At 67.9% G+C, this 19,914-nt stretch carries 13 protein-coding genes; 6 read left to right on the top strand and 7 right to left on the bottom strand.

What is annotated here, in order from left to right; translation table 11 throughout:
• Positions 1 to 6 precede the first annotated feature (6 nt).
• Positions 7 to 402 (bottom strand): DUF3499 domain-containing protein, encoded by a 396-nt coding sequence (locus F1D05_RS27565; RefSeq protein WP_185443371.1) that lies wholly within the window; start codon positions 400 to 402, stop codon positions 7 to 9.
• Between the two features lie 31 nt (positions 403 to 433).
• Between F1D05_RS27565 and F1D05_RS27560 the strand changes: the two genes are divergently transcribed.
• Positions 434 to 877, top strand: a complete 444-nt coding sequence (locus tag F1D05_RS27560; protein ID WP_246486013.1) for a metallopeptidase family protein — start codon at positions 434 to 436, stop codon at positions 875 to 877.
• Positions 878 to 1,169: 292 nt separating this feature from the next.
• Positions 1,170 to 2,063 (top strand): alpha/beta fold hydrolase, encoded by an 894-nt coding sequence (locus F1D05_RS43185; protein WP_206685848.1) that lies wholly within the window; start codon positions 1,170 to 1,172, stop codon positions 2,061 to 2,063.
• Positions 2,064 to 2,182: 119 nt separating this feature from the next.
• On the opposite strand, the gene F1D05_RS27550 is transcribed toward F1D05_RS43185, so the two are convergent.
• From F1D05_RS27550 to F1D05_RS27535, 4 genes are all read right to left on the bottom strand, one after another.
• Entirely contained in the window at positions 2,183 to 3,658 is a 1,476-nt protein-coding gene (locus tag F1D05_RS27550) for a DUF5719 family protein (protein WP_185443370.1), read from the bottom strand.
• Positions 3,655 to 6,567 (bottom strand): glycosyltransferase family 2 protein, encoded by a 2,913-nt coding sequence (locus F1D05_RS27545; protein WP_185443369.1) that lies wholly within the window; start codon positions 6,565 to 6,567, stop codon positions 3,655 to 3,657. Before F1D05_RS27545 ends, F1D05_RS27550 begins: the two co-directional genes overlap by 4 nt.
• Before the next feature lie 221 nt (positions 6,568 to 6,788).
• Positions 6,789 to 7,040: a WhiB family transcriptional regulator gene (locus tag F1D05_RS27540; protein ID WP_020389877.1), complete on the bottom strand. Its 252-nt coding sequence runs from the start codon at positions 7,038 to 7,040 to the stop codon at positions 6,789 to 6,791.
• 320 nt (positions 7,041 to 7,360) lie between these two features.
• Positions 7,361 to 8,671 (bottom strand): hypothetical protein, encoded by a 1,311-nt coding sequence (locus tag F1D05_RS27535; RefSeq protein ID WP_185443368.1) that lies wholly within the window; start codon positions 8,669 to 8,671, stop codon positions 7,361 to 7,363.
• A 124-nt stretch (positions 8,672 to 8,795) separates the two neighbouring features.
• Between F1D05_RS27535 and cofD the strand changes: the two genes are divergently transcribed.
• The 4 genes from cofD to F1D05_RS27515 all read left to right on the top strand — a co-directional run bounded on the left by cofD (position 8,796) and on the right by F1D05_RS27515 (position 12,390).
• A complete protein-coding gene (gene cofD, locus F1D05_RS27530; protein WP_185443367.1) occupies positions 8,796 to 9,773 on the top strand; it encodes a 2-phospho-L-lactate transferase in 978 nt (325 codons plus the stop codon).
• On the top strand, positions 9,770 to 10,744 hold the full coding sequence (locus F1D05_RS27525; RefSeq protein WP_185443366.1) for a coenzyme F420-0:L-glutamate ligase: 975 nt from the start codon (positions 9,770 to 9,772) through the stop codon (positions 10,742 to 10,744). The genes cofD and F1D05_RS27525 overlap by 4 nt, the downstream gene beginning before the upstream one ends.
• A gap of 181 nt (positions 10,745 to 10,925) precedes the next feature.
• Positions 10,926 to 11,555, top strand: a complete 630-nt coding sequence (locus F1D05_RS27520) for a DUF3105 domain-containing protein (protein ID WP_246486012.1) — start codon at positions 10,926 to 10,928, stop codon at positions 11,553 to 11,555.
• A 121-nt stretch (positions 11,556 to 11,676) separates the two neighbouring features.
• Positions 11,677 to 12,390, top strand: coding sequence for a DUF3105 domain-containing protein (locus F1D05_RS27515; protein WP_185443365.1), 714 nt, complete (start codon positions 11,677 to 11,679; stop codon positions 12,388 to 12,390).
• Positions 12,391 to 12,621: 231 nt separating this feature from the next.
• Here the strand turns inward: F1D05_RS27515 and F1D05_RS27510 are convergent, their stop codons facing one another.
• Together F1D05_RS27510 and F1D05_RS27505 are read right to left on the bottom strand one after the other, a co-directional pair.
• A complete protein-coding gene (locus tag F1D05_RS27510) occupies positions 12,622 to 13,275 on the bottom strand; it encodes a hypothetical protein (RefSeq protein ID WP_185443364.1) in 654 nt (217 codons plus the stop codon).
• Positions 13,272 to 19,766 (bottom strand): DNRLRE domain-containing protein, encoded by a 6,495-nt coding sequence (locus tag F1D05_RS27505; RefSeq protein ID WP_246486011.1) that lies wholly within the window; start codon positions 19,764 to 19,766, stop codon positions 13,272 to 13,274. Before F1D05_RS27505 ends, F1D05_RS27510 begins: the two co-directional genes overlap by 4 nt.
• Positions 19,767 to 19,914 lie beyond the last annotated feature (148 nt).

Raw genomic sequence — 19,914 nt, 5'->3', positions numbered from 1 at the left:
CGGCGCTCAGGCTTGTTCTTTGCCCTGGCCCGCGGTGTTGTCGGGGTCCTGGAGCATCCGCAGGTGACCGCGACGGGCTACCTCGACCGGTGCACCCGGCGCAGGCTGGCCGGGGCGACTGGGCGGCAAGGGGCGAGCAGCTTCTCGTACTGCGTTCGCCAGCGCCTCGAGGTCGTCGTTGGACGGCCCGGCAGCGGCGGGATCCGGAGCCAGCCGGATCACCTCCCAGCCGTTCGGGGCGGTGAGCCTGTCCGCGTGATCCGCGCAGAGGTCGTAGCAGTGCGGTTCGGCGTACGTCGCGAGCGGACCCAGCACACAGGTGGAGTCGGCATAGACGTAGGTGAGCGTCGACACAGCCGTTCGATGACAGGCGGCGCGCGAACAAGTCCTGGCGATGCTCACGTCCAGACGCTACCCCCACTAGGGTGATCGTGTGACCGAGGCTCGCCGTCGCAGGCATATCGACCGCCACGGGCGCGGCATGCTCGGCCCGATCAGCCGGCCGAGCAGCTTCGCGCCGCGTGGTCTACCCCTGCAACGCTCGGCCGCGGCCCAGTTCGACGAAGTCGTCGCGATCGAGGTGACCCGGCTGGAGAAACGTCTCCCCCAGGTCGTCGCCCGGGTCGAGTTCGCCATCGAGGACGTTCCCAACCTCGACCTGCACGCCGGCCAGATCCCGCTCACCCACTCCACCGGCGGCACCTCCCACGAGCCCTACCGGATCGTCGTCTTCCGCCGCCCGATCGAACTCCGCGCCGAACGCTCCGGCACCAGCCTCGCCTGGCTCGTCCGCTCCGCCCTGGTCCTCGAACTGGCCGACGTCCTGGCCCTGTCCCCCGAACAAATAGACCCCGAGTTCGACACCGACGAAGACTGATCCTCACCTCGTACGTCGCACCCGCTTCGCGCCTCCTCCGTCGGCTGCTCGACCCACCCACCCCAGCTCGCCGCTCCTGCGTCGTTGCTCGTGACTGCGATCGCCTCGCGAAAGCAGCACCCAACCAACCCGGCGCAAGCACCTCGATACGAGGTTGGCGGTCAATGGGTATCAGTTGGCCTTTTATCGGTGGCCCGCCACCGCCTCCAGCTGATGACATTGCATCCATGTGGAGCGGTCTTCGGTCGAGGCAGCGTGCCTTGAGACTGCACCTGAAAACGGAGAAGACCTCATGGCAACGTTCATTCTCGTGCCCGGCGGCTGGCGCGGCGCCTGGTCGTACGACGCGGTGGTCCCGCATCTGGAGCGTGCCGGGCACACCGTTCACGCCCTGACCCTGACCGGTCTGCGGCCAGACGACGACATCGCGACGATCGCGACCGCCAACCTCGACACCCACGCTGACGACGTGTTGCAACTCCTGGATCGCGAACACATCACCGACGCGACGTTGGTCGGCCACAGCTACGGCGGCATGGTCATTGCTGCAGCCGCCGATCGTGCCGGCGGGCCGGATCACCCGCCTGGTCCATCTCGACGCCTACGTCCCACGCGACGGGGAGTCATGCTGGTCTCTAACGAGCGACGGCTACCGGCAGTTGTTCGCCAACGGCGCTGCGACCACCGGCTACGCCGTCCACCCGCGCGACGGCGCCGATCCCCGCACCCGCCCGCACCCCTTGGCCTCGTTCCTGCAGGCCATCCGCCTCACCGGCGCGGCGGCCCAAGTCCCCCGCCGCGAGTTCGTCTTCTGCTCAGGCTGGGACGGCACACCTTTCACAGAACTCCGCACCCGCCTCGAAGAGGATCCCGAGTGGCAGGTCCACCACCTTCCCACCGCCCACGACGCAATGCGCGAGGCACCAGAAGCCGTCGCTGCCCTGCTACTCGGCGAACCTGTCACGGCCGCGCTGACGCCCGGACGCCCAGCCTGTCTCTGAGGGCCACCCAACCCAGACTGCGAAACTTTAGGTGCCGCCACCGCAGACTCAGCCCCGAGGTAGCTGGGTGCCCCCAGTACGGGCGTCTTTGTGCACCGGCCGAGCATTCCACCTCCGGGAAACGCTCAACGGATGCACAGAGGCCGGCAATCGGGCAGCCGTCCACGCCTATGTGCACGGCCTGAGCATGCGATCGACCTTGAACGCTCAGGCGCTGCACAAAGACATCCGTGCTGCAGGCAACGGGAAGGGGCTTGCCAGGCGGGACGCGTCGGGGGCCGAGGGGAGGAGGCGAAACGGGTAGTTAGTTGAGCGCAGCCTTCGTGTCAGGCTGGGCGCCGAGTTGGGCTCGGAAGACCAGCGACGTGGTCAGCGGCCAGGCCGCCACCAGCGGGATGTCCGAGGATTCAGGCTTGGCCGGGGGCATCAAGGTCGCGCCCGCGACGACGTCGCCGCGGAGCTGTTCGACCATCAGGTAGGTCGGTTTGGTCTGCGGCTTGAAGGTGATCACGTTGGTCGCGCCGCCGACGACGTCGAGCGAGCGGGTCTGGACGACCTTGTCGGTCGCGTCGCGCAGCTCGAACCGTACGGCGGCCGATTCGCCCGGTGCCGTCACCTGAAGGACTACCGGCTGGTCGTGCGGCGGCAGTACGACGTACGCCGGTCCGCGCAGCGGGTCGGTCGCGCCGAGGGTGGAGAACTCGGTGACCGCGGAGTTCGTCATCCGGGTCGCGGCCGTCACCGGCTGGTCGGACGTGACCGTGATCGCCGACGCGTACTTCTTCAGCGCGCCCTCCAGCCGGATCACCTTGGTCGACCCGGCCGGGATCTGCATCGTCGACAGGTCGGCCGGCTTGAACGGTCCGTTCGGCCCGTTGATCGTCAGCGTCGCGGACGCCTGCAGGTCACCCGGGTTCACCACCGTGAGAATCCGTACGCCGCTCCCGCCGGCCAGCGCGGGCACGGTCACCTTGAGGGCGGGCTGGGTCGACGCGTTCAGCCAGTCGACTCCGGCCGGGCTCTTCCCGCTGCTCGCGTTGTCCCGGACAGCTGGTGCGACCCGGCCGCCGCTGGACACCACGTGCAGGGCGAGGTCCGGAAGCTTCACCACCTGGCCCAGGTAGATCTCGGCGGTGCCGTGGGCCGGTACTACGACGCCGCGCGCGTTCTGCACGTCCTGGACGCCGTTCGCCGCGTAGAACGTCACGTTCACCTCGGCATTGATGCTGTCCAGGTTCGTCAGCACGAGCACATCGCGACGACCCGCCGCGCCCGATGCCCCGACGAACCAGAAGTCCGAGCCGGGCACCTGGCAGGGCACGCTGGCCATGCCGCGGTTGACTCCTTCTTCGCCGACCGTGGTGCTCGTGGCTGCCGTGCCCGCGGCCAGCGGACCGGTACCGCGGATCGACAGCGTTTCCAGCTTCGGCGTACGGGCGGTGGAGGCGATCTTGCCGCGGGCCAGGACCGAGCCGACCGGGTCGGATGTGGCCGACAGCGGCGCGATCGTCAACGGTGTGGAGTCGCCGGCCGCGACCGGGGTGCCATCGGGCAGGCTCGGCGAAACGGCGTTCACCCAGGACTCCACCTTGCCGCCGGCACCTGGGACCGGGCAGGCCATCGCGGTGCGGTTGACCACTGTGCGAGTGGGCTCGTCGACGCCCTCCCCACGAGTCACCGGCGCCTTGGCGTGGGTCACGACGCCCAGTCCACCGACCACGCCCAGCGCGAGGACGCAGACGCCGAGGCGGACCCGGAGGTCGGACAGCAGGCTGCTCACGAGGACCTCCTCGCGTGCGTCCCGTGCGGCACGGCCACCGTACGGCGGGCAGCCGGCATGCAAGCGATCAGCGCGATGATCCAGGCGATGATTCCGAGCACCCGCCACAGGTTGCGGGTGGTGTCGTTCAGCGGCGCCTTGCCTTCGATCGAGGACCGGTCGATCAGCCAGGACGCGTCGTCGCCCTCCGCGCTGGCCCGGGTCAGACCCGGCAGCGAATCGAGGGTGGACATCAGCGTCGGGTCGACCGGCGCGGGCAGGTAGAGGTAGTCGACGTCGAGACCAGCCAACTGCCGCCCTTCCTCGCCACTGCCACCGCCACCGAGCGTCGACAGCACATCCGTGATCGGCTTGGTCTGTGCGGCTGTCGGCGCTGCCTCCAGCGATCCCATCCGTGGGCCGCCGTCGCGGACGAGCGCGAACCTCATCGGGCTGGCCGGCTCCTTGCGAACCACCAGGATCGACGCGTTCTGCGGCGGTCCTTGCGAGGACTGCAGGTACGCCGGGAGATCCTGCTCGGGTCCCCGCCGGAGCGGGCCGTCGTCACCGCGCACGAGCCAGAACCCTGCCGTGGCGAGGGTCGTCACCAGGACAACGCCGAGCACACCCTGGATGAGCAATACGCGCGACTTCCCGACCGAGTCCCAGGCCACGGTGACCGCGATGATCCAGCCGGCGCTCATCACGAACATCAGCGGTCCGCTGCCACCACCGAGCCGGCTCGCCACCAACGTGCCGACCATGCCGGCCAGCGCCACGAGCCAGCCGAGCAACTCGTACCGCTGCCGCGACTCGCGAGTGAGAGCCAGCAGGGCCACCAGAATCAGCGGTACTGCGAGCCACCACGGCGCGGGCGCGCCGACCGGCGTACCGGTCAGCAGCCGGGCGATGCTGTCGCCGGGGCCGACCGATGCGGTCGGCGGGCCGCCGGCTTCCTGGCCGAGCCGGGACGGGTGCAGCACCAACTGGATGGTCCACGGCAGAACCAGCACCAGCCCGAGGAAAACCGAGAAGACGAGCTGACGACCTTGCCGCCGCCAGCCGAGTCCGAGCAGAGCACCCGCGATCAGGGCGACCCCAGCCAGTAGACCCAGTGCGGGAGTGAAGGCGAACAGGACGGCCTGGCAGATCCCCGCGAACCACGCGGCCCGCCAACTGCCCTGGATGACGACCCGGCGACGCCTGGCGACCGTGTGCACAGCAGCGCCGAGCAGTGGCAGCACGATCGCCGCCACACAGGTCCCGAGCCGCCCCTGCGAAATCGCCCCGTTGGTGAAGACCGCCAACCCGTACGCCGATGCGCCCCACGCTCGGGCGACCCGATCGACCACGAAGGCGCGCAGAAGCGCCCAGGCGGCCAGCGCGGCCAGCGGAATCGCACCCAGCAGCAGCACGTTCGTCGCTCCGGACGGGCCGAAGGTGACGGTGGACAAAGCCCAGAACTGGGAAAGCCAGGCAGGCGGAGTCACTCCGTCCGGCGCGGATGCCGCCGCGTGCCAGAGCGCGCCGAGGCTCTCATGCGGCGGCAGCAGCAGGTGCGACCGCAGTACGCCGCCTCCGATCAGGCTGCGGGCGGCCACCAAGGCGCCGAGGAACAGGAAAGCCCAGGCCACCAGGAACGGCCGGCGGATCAGCTGCCGGCGCCAGCGCGGCTGGTCGACCGCGACGCGGGCAGTGCTCTTGGCCCGGCGGGCCGTGGTGACGACCTGCTCCTCGGGCTCGTCGGCCCAGGCTTCGCGGAGCCGTTCGGAGATCGTGCCGCCGGTTTCTTCCAGGTTGTGCCGCAGCGCGTGCACCGATCGGCCGAAAAGCGTCTTGATGTCGTCGTACGGAACCTGGTCGAGGTTGCGGCGGTCCTTGCGGGCCTGGGTCCAGCCACCCGCGAGCACGGTGCCGAGCAGCGCGGTCCATTCGTCGACGGCGCCCGAGGGCGTCTTGCCGAGCAGGAACCACAGCGACCGGAACGTGGCTCCGACCAGGAACCTGAGGACCAGCAGCGGAAGCAGCTTGGCCGGCGCGTTCGCGAGCACGGTGTAGTAGGCGTGGGCGCGGTCGAGCTGGTACGCGTGCCGCCTGGTCCCGGCCAGTGCGCGCTCCCCCGTGGCGGCGGCCTGCGCGTGGTAGACGACCGCGTCGGGGGCGACGCCGACCTTGAAACCGGCCCGGCTGGCCCGCCAGCCGAAGTCGATGTCGTCGCGGAACATCGGCAGCCGCGGGTCGAATCCCTTCAGGGACTCCCAGACGTCGCGCCGGACCAGCATTCCGGCCGAGCTGACCGCGAGCACGTTCCGCGGCTGGTCGTGCTGGCCCTGGTCGAGCTCGCCGTTCTCGATACCGGTGTCGCGGCGACCGCCGAGCGAGGTGGTGACGCCCACCTCGAGCAGTTCGCGATCACGCGGCCACAACCGGAGCTTCGGCCCCCAGACGGCCGTGTCCGGGGACGACGTGGCCTGCAGCAACAACTGCTCCAGCGCCTTCGGAGCGGGCGCACAGTCGTCGTGGAGCAGCCAGAGCCACTCGACCACCGGCATGTGCCCGTCGTCGCCGTACGGCCCGACAGCGGACGGCACCGGGGCGAACCCGACCGTCTCGAGGCCACGGGCGACCGCCGTACCGAAGCCGGTCCGGGCGGACAGGCTGACGACCGGCTCGACCGCGGGCATCGTGGCCAGCAGTTCGGCGGTCTCGTCGGTGGAGCCGGTGTCGACCGCGATCAGCCGCTCGGGGCGGCGGCCGAGTGCCCACAGCGCCTCGGTCAACCGCGGGAGCCAGGCCGCACCTTCGTGCCCGACCACGACCGCGGTGACGACATGCCGGACCGGCGCGCGACCCATCGGGTCATTGGTGAGGTCGGTCGGGAAGTCGACGGAGTCGAAGAAATCCCAGCCGGCCGGAGCTTCTGGTTCCATGCGGAGCAGTAACACCTCAGGGGTTGGACGGCCTGCCTCGACCTGCTCAGGCCGGGGCGAGGACTGAGCTTACGCGAACCCCGGTGGTGCCCCTACACGGCCGCGGGCCCCGGTGGACAGTGTCCGGCCGGGGCCTACGCGCTAAGGAAGTTTGTGTTGACTTGGTTGAACGGCTGCACCGACGACGGCGGGGTGGCAGGGCACCACCACGCGCCGATGGATCAGACGGCCTTCTTCTTCAGCTTGCGGCGCTCCCGCTCCGACAGACCGCCCCAGATTCCGAAGCGCTCGTCGTTCTGCAGTGCGTACTCCAGGCATTCGCCCCGTACGTCACACCCGAGGCAGACCTTCTTCGCCTCGCGAGTGGAGCCGCCCTTCTCCGGGAAGAAAGCCTCTGGATCGGTCTGGGCGCACAGCGCCCGTTCCTGCCAGTTCGGCTCCTCCTCGATCGCCTCACCGTCGACAATCGCCATCAGCGTTTCTGTCACGGTACGACCTCCTCGACCCTGTTCGTTCCCCTGTACATGTGGGCTTGCGGTCCCACATGCCTGACCTCGACCGTTCTGTGTGCTGAAAACGGTCCCCGATACCGAGTGTCCAACGAACGACACGGTTGAAATTACATTCCTGCAATCCACGAAAGTCAAGCCGTGGTCTGCTATTGGCATCATCCGCAACACGGCTGCAAAAGAACGAGAGGCCTGCGTATACAGGCCTCTCGCTCACAACCGGTGCCTTGCGAAGGGATCTGCGAGAAGTTTCGCCGCCCCTTCGGCAAGGGCTTGCTGCCTTGTCAGGAAGGCTGGGACCACCAGCCCTGCTGGCCTGCCTGTCCCTGCTGGTCCGGCTCGCCGTCCTTCGGTGCGTCCGAAACGTGCGGCTCTACGCGGGTTTCGTCGGCTGCCTCGGGCTCGGGCTGGGCGTCCGCGACAGGAGCGTCGGCAGGAGTCGCGGCAGGCGTGTCCTCTGCCTGCCAGGACTGTTCGGCCGGCTGCCAACCAGGCTCGGCCGACCAGGACTCACCCTGGGCTGCCGGCGTTTGCTGACCCTGGTCGGCACCCTGCCACTCGGGCTGACCCTGCTGGCCGTACTCCTGACCGGCCCACTGCTGCGGAGCCGCGTCCTGCCCGTGCTCCTGACCTGCGGACCACTGCTGCTCCTGCGGCCACTGCTGCTGTGCTGCCTGGTCCTGACCGCCCCACTGCTGCTGGCCCTCAGGGCTCCACTGCTGGGTCGGCTCGGTGCCGTGAGCTTCAGCAGACCAGGCCTGCTCTGCCGGCTGCTGCTCGGCGGCACCTGCGTGCGGCTGGGCCTCGGCGTCGCCGGCAGACCAGGCCTGCTGCTCGCCACCCTGGCTCCAGTTCTGCTCCTGCGGCCACTGCTCGCCGCCTTGCTGTGCTGCCGCGTAACCACCGGCAGCACCCGCGGCCGCGTCGGCGCCCGCGTTGTAAGCGCCGTACTGGCCGCCGTCCTGGCCGTACTGCGCGCCACCCTGCTGCGCGCCGTACTGGCCGTACTGCTGCTGACCCTGCGCCGGGTACTGGCCGCCGCCCTGCTGGCCGTACTGCGCGCCTTGCTGGCCACCCTGGCCACCCTGGCCGCCGTACTGGCCGCCCGGGCCGGCGAACTGGCCTTGCTGCCCGGCCTTCGGTGCGCGGACCGGAACCGGCAGGCTCTGGAAGGTCCGCAGGATGTAGAGACCGGCCACGCCGAGCAGCGCGAGACCGGCGAGACCGAAGAGGAAGCTCACGATCTTGGTCGCGGCGCCGTCCGCGTCGTCGCCGAAGACGGCGAACACGGCGATCAGGCCCACCAGCACGTACACACCGGTGATGGACAGCGCCGCCAAGGTGACGAGGCGCGCGTTCGGCGTGTGCTCACCGGCCTCGGTCACCAGCCAGACGGCAGCCGACAGGACGACCACCAGCACCAGTCCGACGAAGGACGGCGGGATGGACGTGTGGAGCACGACAGCGCTGGCGGAGGTGAACCCCGCGTCGCCGACGAATAGTGAGATCAGCGAGGCCAGCGCCCAAAGGCCGGCGAAGGCGAGCAGGATGTACGCGACCGGCTCTCTGAGCTTCTTGGTTGCGTCGGTAACCACGAGGGCTCCTCGGGATGTTGGGGGGCCGTGCAACTTGATTGATACTCGGTGCACATAGTTCGGACCCACGGCAGCATAGTCGTGCGGTGGTTCGTTGCTTTGACGACTCGTGGAGACTGTCCCCATGCGATTGACAGTGCTTGCCGGTGGCGTCGGTGGATCCACCTTCCTGCGCGGCCTGCTGGCGGCCCGCCCCGACGCCGAGATCACCGTGGTCGGTAACACCGCCGACGACATCACCCTGTTCGGTCTCCGGGTCTGCCCGGACCTCGACACGGTGATGTACACGCTCGGCGACGGCATCTCGAAGGAACGCGGCTGGGGCCGCGAGGACGAGACCTGGGTGGTGAAGGAAGAACTCGCGGCGTACGGCGTGGAGCCGAGCTGGTTCGGCCTCGGCGACCGCGACATCGCCACCCACCTGGTCCGGACCCAGATGCTGGACGCGGGCTACGGCCTGACCGCCGTGACGGAGGCGCTCTGCGCCCGTTGGGAGCTGCCGGTGCGGCTGCTGCCGATGAGCGACGACCGGGTCGAGACCCACGTGGTCGTGGACGACCCGGAGAACCCGGGCACCCGCAAGGCGATCCACTTCCAGGAGTACTGGGTCCGGCTGCACGCCGAGGTCCAGGCCCACCAGATCCTCGCGATCGGCCAGGACAAGGCGAAACCGGCCCCCGGCGTACTGGATGCCATCGCCACCTGTGACGCGTTGATCCTGCCGCCCTCGAACCCGGTGGTCTCGGTCGGCACCATCCTCGGCGTCCCCGGGATCCGGGAGGCGGTGCGGGAGACGGCCGCACCGGTCATCGGGGTCTCGCCGATCATCGGCACCAGTCCGGTCCGCGGCATGGCCGACAAGGTGCTCGCGGCGATCGGGGTGGAGTCCACAGCGGGCGCCGTAGCCCGGTACTACGGGTCGCGCGCGGCCGGCGGCGTACTGGACGGCTGGCTGATCGACACCTCCGACGCGGCCCAGCTCGAATCCATCGCCGCGGCGGGGATCCACGCCCAGGCCGTGCCGCTGTGGATGAACGACGAGCCGACGACGGCCGCGATCGCCACAGCAGCGGTGAACCTGGCGGAAGCAGTGCGGCGATGAGGAAGCATCTCGAGGTCTTCCCGGTCATCGGCGTGCCCGAGATCGGATCCGGCAGCGATCTGGCCGGTCTGATCGGCGAGCTGGCCGATCTGCGCGACGGTGACGTCGTCGCGGTGACGTCGAAGATCATCAGCAAGGCCGAGGGCCGGCTCACGCACGGCACCCGGGACGAGGCGATCGACGCCGAGCTGGTCCGGGTGGTGGCCCAGCGTGGCGACACCCGGATCGTGCAGACCCGGCACGGCCTGGTGATGGCCGCCGCCGGCACCGACACCTCCAACACGGCGCCCGGCACGGTCCTGCTACTGCCGGTCGATCCGGATCTGTCCGCGCGCGCTCTCCGCGTCGCCTGGAAGAAGCGGTACGACGTGAACGTCGGCGTCGTCATCACCGACACCCTCGGTAGGCCCTGGCGGAACGGCCAGACGGACCTGGCGATCGGCGCGGCCGGGATCCAGGTGCTGGAGGACCTCCGCGGCAGCACCGACAGTCACGGCAACGTCCTCGCCGTCACCGAGCCGGCCATCGCCGACGAGATCGCGGGCGCGGGTGAGCTCGTGAAGGGCAAGGCCGACGGCGTACCGGTCGCCGTACTGCGGGGCCTGGCTGACGTCGTTCTCCCCGTCGGGGAGCACGGGACCGGGGCGCGGGCGCTGGTCCGGGATGCCGAGATGGACCTCTTCAGCCTGGGCACGAGGGAGGCCGCGCGAGCCGCAGTACTGGCTCGTAAGGCTCCGACCGGGCCGCGGGAGGTGGATCCGGCGTTGTGGGCCGGGCTGCTGGTCGACGACGAAGATGTCCATATCGAGCTGCTGGACAGCGCGATCACGGTCTTCGGGGACGAGCCGGTGGCCGTCGGTGTGATCGCCGAGCGGCTCGCGGTCCTCCTGCACGCCGAGGGGTACGGCGTCGCCGTCCGGACCGGTCCGGGGAGTGAGGCAACGGTCACGTTCGGCTCACGAACGCGATAGCTTTCTAGGCAACTTCTCAGGGTCGCTCAGTACACTTCCGGTGCACGGCGGCGCCGAGACCGCCCTGATCAGGGAAGACCTTTCACTGTGGGTAAGTCTCAGAAGCACTCGCGCCGCGAGCTGATCGAGCAGATGCAGCGCGACCAGGGCCCGGGCCGACAAGCGCCGTACCTGGATCATCGTGGCCGCCTCGATCCTGGTCGGCCTCGCGATCATCGCCTACCCGGCGGTCCGGCTGATCCAGGACTCGAAGACGAAGAACCTGGCTGTCGCGGATCTCGGTGTGGCGGCCGGCTCCGCCTCCTGCGACAAGCCCACCGACGACAAGGCGAGTGGCACCCAGGACCACAAGCCCGAGGGGACCGTGATCCAGTACCCGGTCTCGCCGCCGTCGTCCGGCCCGCACTACCCCGTCTGGGCGCCGTTCGGGAAGAAGTTCTACACCGCCGACGACCGCCCGGCGGTGCCGAACCTGGTGCACAACCTCGAGCACGGCTACACGATCCTCTGGTACAACGAAGCGACCGCGAAGAACAAGGACCAGATCGCCCTGATCGAGAAGATCTCCAAGGCGAAGCTGCCGGACAGCTCGAACGGCAAGTTCATCGCCGCGCCGTTCCGTGAGTCCGACGGGCAGCTGCCCTGGCCGGACGGCAAGAACATCGCGTTCTCGCACTGGAGCGGGATGGGGGCCGACGGCAAGACGGCCTTCGGTCACCGCCAGTTCTGCGGCTCCGTCAGCGGTGCCGCGCTGGCCGACTTCATGGCCAAGTACCCGTCGACCGACGCGCAGGAGCCGAACGGCGGCTGAGCCGGTCAGTAGTTGAGCCGGTTCAGTAGTTGAGCCGGTCGGTAGTGCTGAGCCGCGTAGTAGTTGAGGCTTCACCGTCTGCGTTAGTCTTCGGGCTTTGCGGACCGATCCTGGGAGTGGCATGGCCAAGGTAGAGCAGTCGCGGCGCGAGCTGATCGAGAAGATGCAGCGCGACCAGGCACGGTCCGACAAGCGCCGGACCATGCTGATCGTCTCCATCTCGATCCTGGTCGGGCTCGGCATCATCGCGGTGCCGGCGGTCAAGCTGATCCAGGACTCGAAGGCCAAGAGCCAGGCCATCGCCGACATCGGGCCGAAGGCCGCCGCGGCCTCTTGCGACGCTCCGACCGACGACCCGGCCGGCAAGTCCGCCGACCACCGGCCGGACGGCGAGAAGATCGCGTACGCCGTGTCGCCGCCGTCGAGCGGGCCGCACTACCAGACCTGGGCGCCGTTCAGTAAGAAGTTCTACTCCGCCGAGGACCGGCCGCCGGTGGAGAACCTGGTGCACAACCTCGAGCACGGCTACACCCTGCTCTGGTACAACGACGAGATCGCCAAGGACAAGCACAAGCTGGCCACGATCGAGAAGCTCGCCAAGGCGAAGCTCCCCGACGCGGCCGACGGCGGCTTCTTCATCGCCGCCCCCTTCCACGCCACCGACGGCGCCGCCTGGCCGGCCGGCAAGAACATCGCCTTCACCCACTGGAGCGCCGGCCCCGAAGGCCAGTCCCTGGGCCACCGCCAATTCTGCGGCGACGTGAGCGGCGAAGCCCTCACCACCTTCATCAACAAGTACCCGGCCAAAGACACCCAAGAACCAGGCCTCCGCTAACGCTTGGCGGGTTGAGTGCGCGGCGGGTCGTACCAGGGCCTGCGCTAACGCGAGGCAGGTTGAGTGCGCGGCGGGTCGTACCAGGCCTAGCGATTGGCATGTTCGGACGGGGACCCGGGCGACTGTGTCCTCGCCCGCGATCCAGGTGGAACCCGCGGGCGCCGCTTTCGCAGCTCGTGGCCCGATGCCACCTCGTCACTCGCGACGAGGTGGCATCGATCCGGGACCGGTTCAGCGGCGCGTCTTCGGCACCTCGATCACCCATCGCACGCCGCGGTCTGATGTCTCGGTGTCAACGATGCGGCTGAGCGCCCGTTTCGTGAGGAGTCGCTGCAGATCATCGTCGTACCTTGCGATGACATCAGCGGTCTCCGACAAACTCAGACCCGATGGCAGCTCGCGGCTGATGACGAAGCAGTCCGCCTCCTCCTCCAGGCGGGGCATCGGGTCCTCGACGAGAGGCTTCAACGGAACCGCAGGCAGCTCACCTTTCACGCCTACGGGCACCGGCGAGCCGAGTCCCTTCCGTTCGCCCGCCAACTGAAGGGCTTCCAGCACGAGCGGTTGCAGGTAGGCACGGATCTCGGGGACAGTCGCATTCGCGAGCTCCGGCCATACCACCGAATAATCCACGGTGAGCAGCCGGCCGGTCTCGGCGACGGACTGGCGCCGACGTCCCTTCTTCTCGGCCCGGAACTCGAAATCGATCGAGATCCGCTCGTAGCCGTTCTGAAGCAGCCAGCGCGCGCCGTCGAACTCCGCGAGCACCTCAGCCTCAACACCCGAGCAAGCCTCGATAACGCGGTGCTGCGCCACGCCGGAAAAGTCCGGGCCAGACGTCCCATGATGCGAGCCGCCGACCAACTGCAACCAGCGTATAGTCATCGGCCACTCGTCCACTGACCTGGCGGGTATACACCGTATCGGGCCTTATAGGCCTGCACCATGCCATGCTCCCAATTCAGCGCCCTTGCTCTGCTACCGAAGAACAGAACTCGTCTGATCTCGCACCGTGCCGCCTTCATCATCCTCCTACAGGTCTTGAGCTGACCTCTCGGCCTTGCCATGTAGTTCACTGCGGATGAGACACCATACTTCCAGACCTGCCACCTGTTCTTGTACCGGTAGTAGATGGTGTATCCGATGGATCGTCCCTTATATTTCTTGCTATTTCGGTGAACCTTCTCAACACGATCCGCAATGTAGTCGAGATGCTTGGTATCTCGATGCCCGGGGCCGGAGTAGCTCGCCCCCGAGGTCTTGCCGCGGCCGTTCTTGGCGGCGCGGGTGGCTTTGTTGTTCCCGCGGACTTCACTGTAGACGACGAACCCGCCGACAACGATGAGGAAGACCAGGCATATGCAGTGACCGTCGAGGTCGTATTGATTAACCGGATCCGTGGGATACGTGTAGTCATTGCTGTTGCCACCGGGAACTGGATCGGTCGACGTGAACAGTGCGGTCGCAGCGTTGTAAACGCGCGAGCCCATCAGGACCAGGCCGGCACCTGAGGTCGCCCGCTCCTGCGCGCCGAGCCACCCGTAATTTACCAGCCCTGTCGATATGTTGTTCCCGGCAGAGACGACGCCGTATTCATCGTAATTGCTCCAGCCTTTGATACCACCCGCTGATTGGGTGGGGGCATCCCACTCGACTGTTGTCACCGAGTCCCCGTGCGGGTCGTTCAAAGTCAGCTGACCGCCGCCTGCCTGATCGACGATCAAGCCGAGGTCTCCGCCGACGACATCGACGTATCGGTTGGCGATCGCCCCTTGCGTTACCCAGGTCGGATTGTCGGAAGTATTCGTGTAGTGCCTGCTGAGAACCGTCGTCGTGCCGGCAGTCGTCGTTGCTTCCGTGGCTCGGCGATCGAGTGCATCCAGGGTGTAACTGGTTGTTGTGCCCCCTTGGGTGATCGACCTGGCGAGGTCGTTGTCGAAGTAGGCGAGGGCGATGTCACCGCTCGCCGGCCGCGGTGCGTCTGCGGCCGGGAGGTTGGTGGTGCGGCCCAACGCGTCATAGGCGTAGGTGCCGGTTCCGTTGGCGCCTGTGACGGGCCGATCTGCGGTGTCGAAGGCTCGAGTAACGACGGTTGCCCCGACTGTGGTGCAGGAGCCGTCGGCAGCCGGGAGGGCGGTTGCCTTCGATTGGCGGTTGTCGTTTGCGTCGAAGCCGTAGGTGCGGGTGACACACGCGGGTGTCTGTGCTGGGTCGGTGACGTCGACACCGGAGGTGGCAGCCGAACGGTCGTTGACCTGGGTGAGACGGCCAGCGTTGTCGTAGGTGTAGCGGCGGTCGTAGGGGGTGCCTCCCCCGGAGCTGCCGGTAAAGGCGTTGCCGTCGGGAGTCCAGACATGCGTCACGCGGCCGGTGATGTCGTTTTCGAGTGACCAGGACAGCCAGGGGCCGTCGGGGTCGACAGTGGTAGAGCCGTCGGGGTCGATGGTGGTGACCTGGCCGGTGTACCGCAGGCCGGTGGACTGACCGGAGCTGTCGATGTCGTTGTACTCGGAGACGCCACCGGGCAGTTTCTGCACGGTCAGCGCGCCATCCAGGTCGTAGGCGCCGGTGGAGGTCCAGGTATTTCCTGCGGTCGCGACGTCGAGCTTGGTGACCAGTCGACGGGTCTCGACTGCGCCGGTCGCATCGACTCCGCCATAGGTGTAGGTGGTCGTTCCGTTCCCGTCGACGACCTGAGCGGCATCGCCGGCCGCGTTGTAGGTCGTGGTGGTCTCCGACTCACCGCTGAGTTTGTAGGTGACCGGACGGCCCCAGCCGTCGTAGCCCGTCGTGGCTGAGCCAGCCGTCGTTCCGTTGGCATTCAGCGCAGTGGCGACGGTCGCCAGACCTGTTACCGGGTCATACGTCGTGTCCTTGTTGGTTGCTGGGACAGAGTTGGCCAGCCCTGTAGTGGTGGTCGTGCTGCCCTTCATCCGCCCGTCCGGCAAGTACGTGATAGCAGTCGTGCGGCTGACCGGGCCCGAGGATTCGACGACGGTCTTCGGGGCGAGCAGGTAGGTGAAGTCGACCGTGGTGGCAGCCGGCAACGTCGGAGTGGTACCGCCGGAGGCGGTGGTGGGTTGGGCGGCCGGGTAGGACTTGCATTCCAAGCCGGCCCATTGCGGCTTGCCGCCGCAGCTCGGTGACTGGCTGTTGGCAGCGGTGGTGTAGTAGACGGTTTTGGTGGTACCGGCGTCGGCGCCGTTGGACGCGGGCTGCCGGGATTCGATCGCCTTGCCTTCGGCGTCGTAGCGAGTGAATTTCACGATGTCGCCGGCACTGTTGATGCCGTCGAGGTCGACATCGGTGACCGTCTTGCCTGCCAGGCCAAGCGCCCAGCCGTCGGCGTCGCCCTGCGCTGCGGCGGAGTAGTCGGTCAAGGACCGGCCAGTGATCTCGAGGTCGGTGCCGGTGCCTGGGTCGTGCGCGTACGACGTTTCCGATGTGGTCAGGCGGTAAGGCAGCAACGTGTCTGGGTTGATGCCGCCGTTCGGCGCTCCCTGGTCGTACGCCGCGTGAGTGTGCGGCCGAACCCAGGTGACGGTTCCGTTCTTCAGCGTGGCATAGCGAGCCGGGCCATAGGTGTCAGTGGCCAGGGTGCCGGCCGGGGTCAGTACTGCGTCCTCCGCGGCGTTCATGATGTCGGAGTTGTAGACCGTGATGGTCGCCAACTGGTCGGCGGACGCAGCGGTGTCGATGACGGCACGCAGGGCGCGTTCGTCGAGCTCGCGGATCGCGCTGCCTTGCTCGTCGTAGTCGGTCGCCGCGTACTGCCATTGCCCCGCACCGTACTTCGCGGTGTTGACCGTGTAGCCGGCCGCGTCGGCGTATTGCAGGTCGGCGTACTGCCAGTCGGCGGCCGTCGGCAGACCTGAGATCGGATGATCGGGGCCGAAGACCGCGAAGCCGTTGGTCGGTGCGGACTTCTGGTTCCAGCGGCCCACGGAGGCCGCAGTGAGGTCCGGGAGACCGTCGCCTGACAGCGGTACGTCGTACACGTACTTGCCGAGTGTTGCGGTGCCACCGGCCGGATCACCGGCCGGACGGTCGCGGGTCACGCTGTCGAGCTTCTGGCGATCGCCGACGGTCACGTAGTTCAAGTGGAACGGGACCTGACCGGCCGGCTTGAGGGTTGCGAGATCACCGGCAGCGTTGTAGGTGTACTCCGTCGACAGACCCGAACGGGGATCGGTGACCTTGATCAGATCCGCGTTGCTGTCGTAGGTGTACGCCACGACCTTGATCGAGTCCACGCCGGCGCCGCCGGCCTTGTCCGGGTTGTAGATGTCGAGCCAACCCTCGCTCAACCGGACCCGGCTGCCCCCGATGGTGGTGTAGACGAACCGCAGTGCGCGGCAGCCGGGGTTCATACCGGTCAAGGGAGATGGCGCGTTGTAAGCGCCACACGTCACCCCCGGCGCGGCCGGGGCAAGGATGCGTACGACGCGGCCGTTGCCGTCATAGGAGTACGTCGTCTTGGACGCAACCCCAGGTTCAGCCACGCCGGTCGCACGGAACAGCGTCGTACCCGTAGCCGTTGGCGCCTCCGCAGGCAACCAGGTCGTGAAGGTACCGTCGTCCTCGACGTACGACAACACCGTGCTCGTACCGCTGCCGGTCACCTTCAGCTTCGACCCGTCAGTCTTCGTGTCGTCATCCACCGGCACCCAGGCACCCTGCTCGAAAGCCGCCGTCGTACGGCGCTTCCCGGACGGGGGCTGGTAGCTGAGCGTCGTCCCGTCACCATCGACCAGCACCAGCGTGCCGTCCAGCCGGGACGAGTCGACCACCTGCATACCCGCCGCACCCGCGTCCGCACCGTCGAACTGCGCGGTCCAGCCCGGACCGAACGCGCCAGTGATCTGGTCGTTCGGCGACTCGTACGTCATCAACGACCGCGAGATCGACAAGTCGGCGGTGTACCCCGGGACAGAGATGTCGGTCGCGGAAAGGTTGAACTCACCCGTCCACAACGCCACCTGACCAGGCCCGGCCCCGGAGGTCGGGAAACCGTCGCCGAAAGCATGGGGCAACCGCTGCACTGTCGTGTCCGGCGTCTGCGACCAGGTGCACTGCTCGATCGAGCCGTACTTGAAGCAGACCTGGACATCGAGCTTGACCGGAACTCGCGGATTCAACGGGGTCGGCTCGATCGCCGCGGTATCGGGGTCGAAGTCCAGGTTCGCGTCCGAAACGGCCTTCATGGTGTCCCACAACGTGTTGACCGCGACACCACCAGCACCGTTGTCACTGACCGGAAGCTCGGTGGAGTCCTCGTTCCAGCCGACCAGGTCGTCGGAACCGCCGTACCCCGCCACCCGCCACTTCACCCGCGCGGTCACGCTCGACGCGGTGCCCCTGGGCGGACCGGCGGCGGTGATCCGGATGTTGTCGGCAGTCGTGATCCGCGGGTTCGCAGGCGGCGAGGTAAGCGCCGTGCCGCCCCAGCCGAAGGTGTAGGTCTTGTTCGGCGAAAGCCTGCCGGCCGGGGTCTCGGCCTGGGTCACGATCGTGTGCAGACCAGCCTTGTTCCGCGGGAACGTCACGTCCCATTTCGCCACCGCCGGATCGCTCGAGGGCTTGAGCTTGATCTGGCCCTCAACCCCGCCCGGCTCCGCCGCCGGACGCTTCCCGTCGATGATCACCCGCAGATATCCCGGGGCGTTGTACCCCGTACCGGTCGCAGAGATCGTGCATTTCACATCCGCCGTCGGCGCCGTGTCCTGCCACGTCCCGTTCCCGTACGGCGCCGGACAGGTGACCTCAGGTTGCGCAGGAATCTGCGCACCGATCCGCAGCCGCTGGTTGTACCCGACCCACGGACCGTCGATCCGGCCGTCGTTCGCCTTCGCCCGGATGTACAGCAACGTGTTGTCCGGCAGGTCGGCCGCCGGACGGCAGCCGGCCGTCGTACCCGAGGCGTAGACGGACGACGTACAGGTTCCCTTCACACTCAGCGTCGGGCCCGAGCCGGTGTAGAACTCGAAGATGTACTTGACCGTGTTCCCGTCCGGGTCGGTCGCCTTGGTCCGCACCCACGGGCGCAGCGACGCCGAGTACAGCCACGAGGTGGTTTCACCGGGCGCGGCGTAGGCGACCGCTTCGCTCGGCTCGACGGTCGCCGGCGCGTTCGGCGGCCGGTTCCACGTGAACGACACAAACGGATCCGTGGCCGACTCGGTCGACCTGAACCGCTTCCAGTACGCCGCATCCGACTCACTCGCCGCCTTCAACGCAACACCGACCGTCCCCGCCGGAGTCGTCGACCAGGAACGCGCCAGACTCGTCATCGGGATCCCGACCCGGCCCGCCGCACACGCACTCGAGAACCCCTTGGCGAGGCTCGCCGTCCCCGACAACGTCGGCGAGATCGTCGGCTGGTTGGCCCAGGTCGTCGCAGTCGACGCCGGCGACGACGCATACAGGTTCACCGCCGTCGGAGTACAGGTGGTCGCACCGTCCTGATACAGCGACAGCGTCGCCGACACGATGTCCTTGCCTTGGAACGGACCCGACCCGAAGTTGAAGAACGTTCGCTCCTGATGCGTCCCGTTCTTCCCGACCCGCAACTCGGTCCACGCGGACAGGTCGGTGTCAACGCTGGTCTGGACGAAGGTGTCGAAAGACGGTGCCGCCGTTGCGGCCACATACGTCGGGTCAACTGTGATCGGGAACGCACGCTTGGGGTCCATGAACCACGTCTTGTCCGGCGCGACCACCAGTGTCGCCTTACCCGGCGACACCTGCTCGACGGACACGTTCACCAAAGTCTTGTTCACCGGGTCCCCGGTCGCCGGATCCGTCACGGCATCCCACATGTACGCCACCGGAATCCGGCCCTGTACGACGTTCTTCGCATCGACGAACTCGATCACGCCACTGTGACCGATACGCGCGGTGAGGCCCTTCGTACGCAACGGGAACCGCCACACCGGCGCCGCGGCCGGGCGCGACTTCACCACGAAATCGGTCTCGAAACCGGACCTTCGTGCATCCAGGGTCAGATCCACACCCGGCTGCACCTCGCCGTACGTCGCCTTCGTTCCAGCAATGGTCGGCTCCGGCAACTTCCACGCCGCCAACCACTCCACCGACCGGCCCGTTCCCGCAGTCGCCGACGCAAACACCCCACCAGCAGCAGAGCGCTTGCCCAGCCTGACTCCGAACTTGTGGCCCTTGGGCGCGACGGTGCCATCCGCGGTCTTTGCGAGGTCCAGATTGATCGATTGCCATTGCCCGGCCGCGTTCTTGTACCGCACCGGCGCCATGTGCGCGTCGGTCGTCAGAGTGCCGTCCGGATTCGCCCAGGTCGTCGCGGTGTCGGACCGCATCGCTTCGACCTCGACCTTGGAGCCCTGCGACCGCGCAGACACCATTGCCGATACCAGATCCGGCCGCGAGGCAACCTTTGCAGCGGGCGGTGGCGGGTCTGCTGAGGGAGCAGCCTCGGCCGGTTGTCTGGCCTCGAGACCAGCAACCAGGAGCGCGAACGTTACGGCAACGGCCACGAGCCGTGGGAACCAC

It is taken from the genome of Kribbella qitaiheensis (assembly GCF_014217565.1).
GTDB lineage: Bacteria > Actinomycetota > Actinomycetes > Propionibacteriales > Kribbellaceae > Kribbella > Kribbella qitaiheensis_A.
Note: the sequence above shows the minus strand (reverse complement) of the source record. Positions and strands in the feature narration are given on the sequence as shown.

Excerpts from the sequence above, each read along its gene's own strand:
- F1D05_RS27540 (WP_020389877.1), bottom strand. The coding sequence starts at position 7,040 with ATGGCGATTGTCGACGGTGAGGCGATCGAGGAGGAGCCGAACTGGCAG.
- F1D05_RS27505 (WP_246486011.1), bottom strand. The coding sequence starts at position 19,766 with ATGGTGTCTGCGCGGTCGCAGGGCTCCAAGGTCGAGGTCGAAGCGATG.
- F1D05_RS27515 (WP_185443365.1), top strand. The coding sequence starts at position 11,677 with ATGGCCAAGGTAGAGCAGTCGCGGCGCGAGCTGATCGAGAAGATGCAG.
- F1D05_RS27525 (WP_185443366.1), top strand. The coding sequence starts at position 9,770 with ATGAGGAAGCATCTCGAGGTCTTCCCGGTCATCGGCGTGCCCGAGATC.
- F1D05_RS43185 (WP_206685848.1), top strand. The coding sequence starts at position 1,170 with ATGGCAACGTTCATTCTCGTGCCCGGCGGCTGGCGCGGCGCCTGGTCG.
- F1D05_RS27545 (WP_185443369.1), bottom strand. The coding sequence starts at position 6,567 with ATGGAACCAGAAGCTCCGGCCGGCTGGGATTTCTTCGACTCCGTCGAC.
- F1D05_RS27510 (WP_185443364.1), bottom strand. The coding sequence starts at position 13,275 with ATGACTATACGCTGGTTGCAGTTGGTCGGCGGCTCGCATCATGGGACG.
- cofD (WP_185443367.1), top strand. The coding sequence starts at position 8,796 with ATGCGATTGACAGTGCTTGCCGGTGGCGTCGGTGGATCCACCTTCCTG.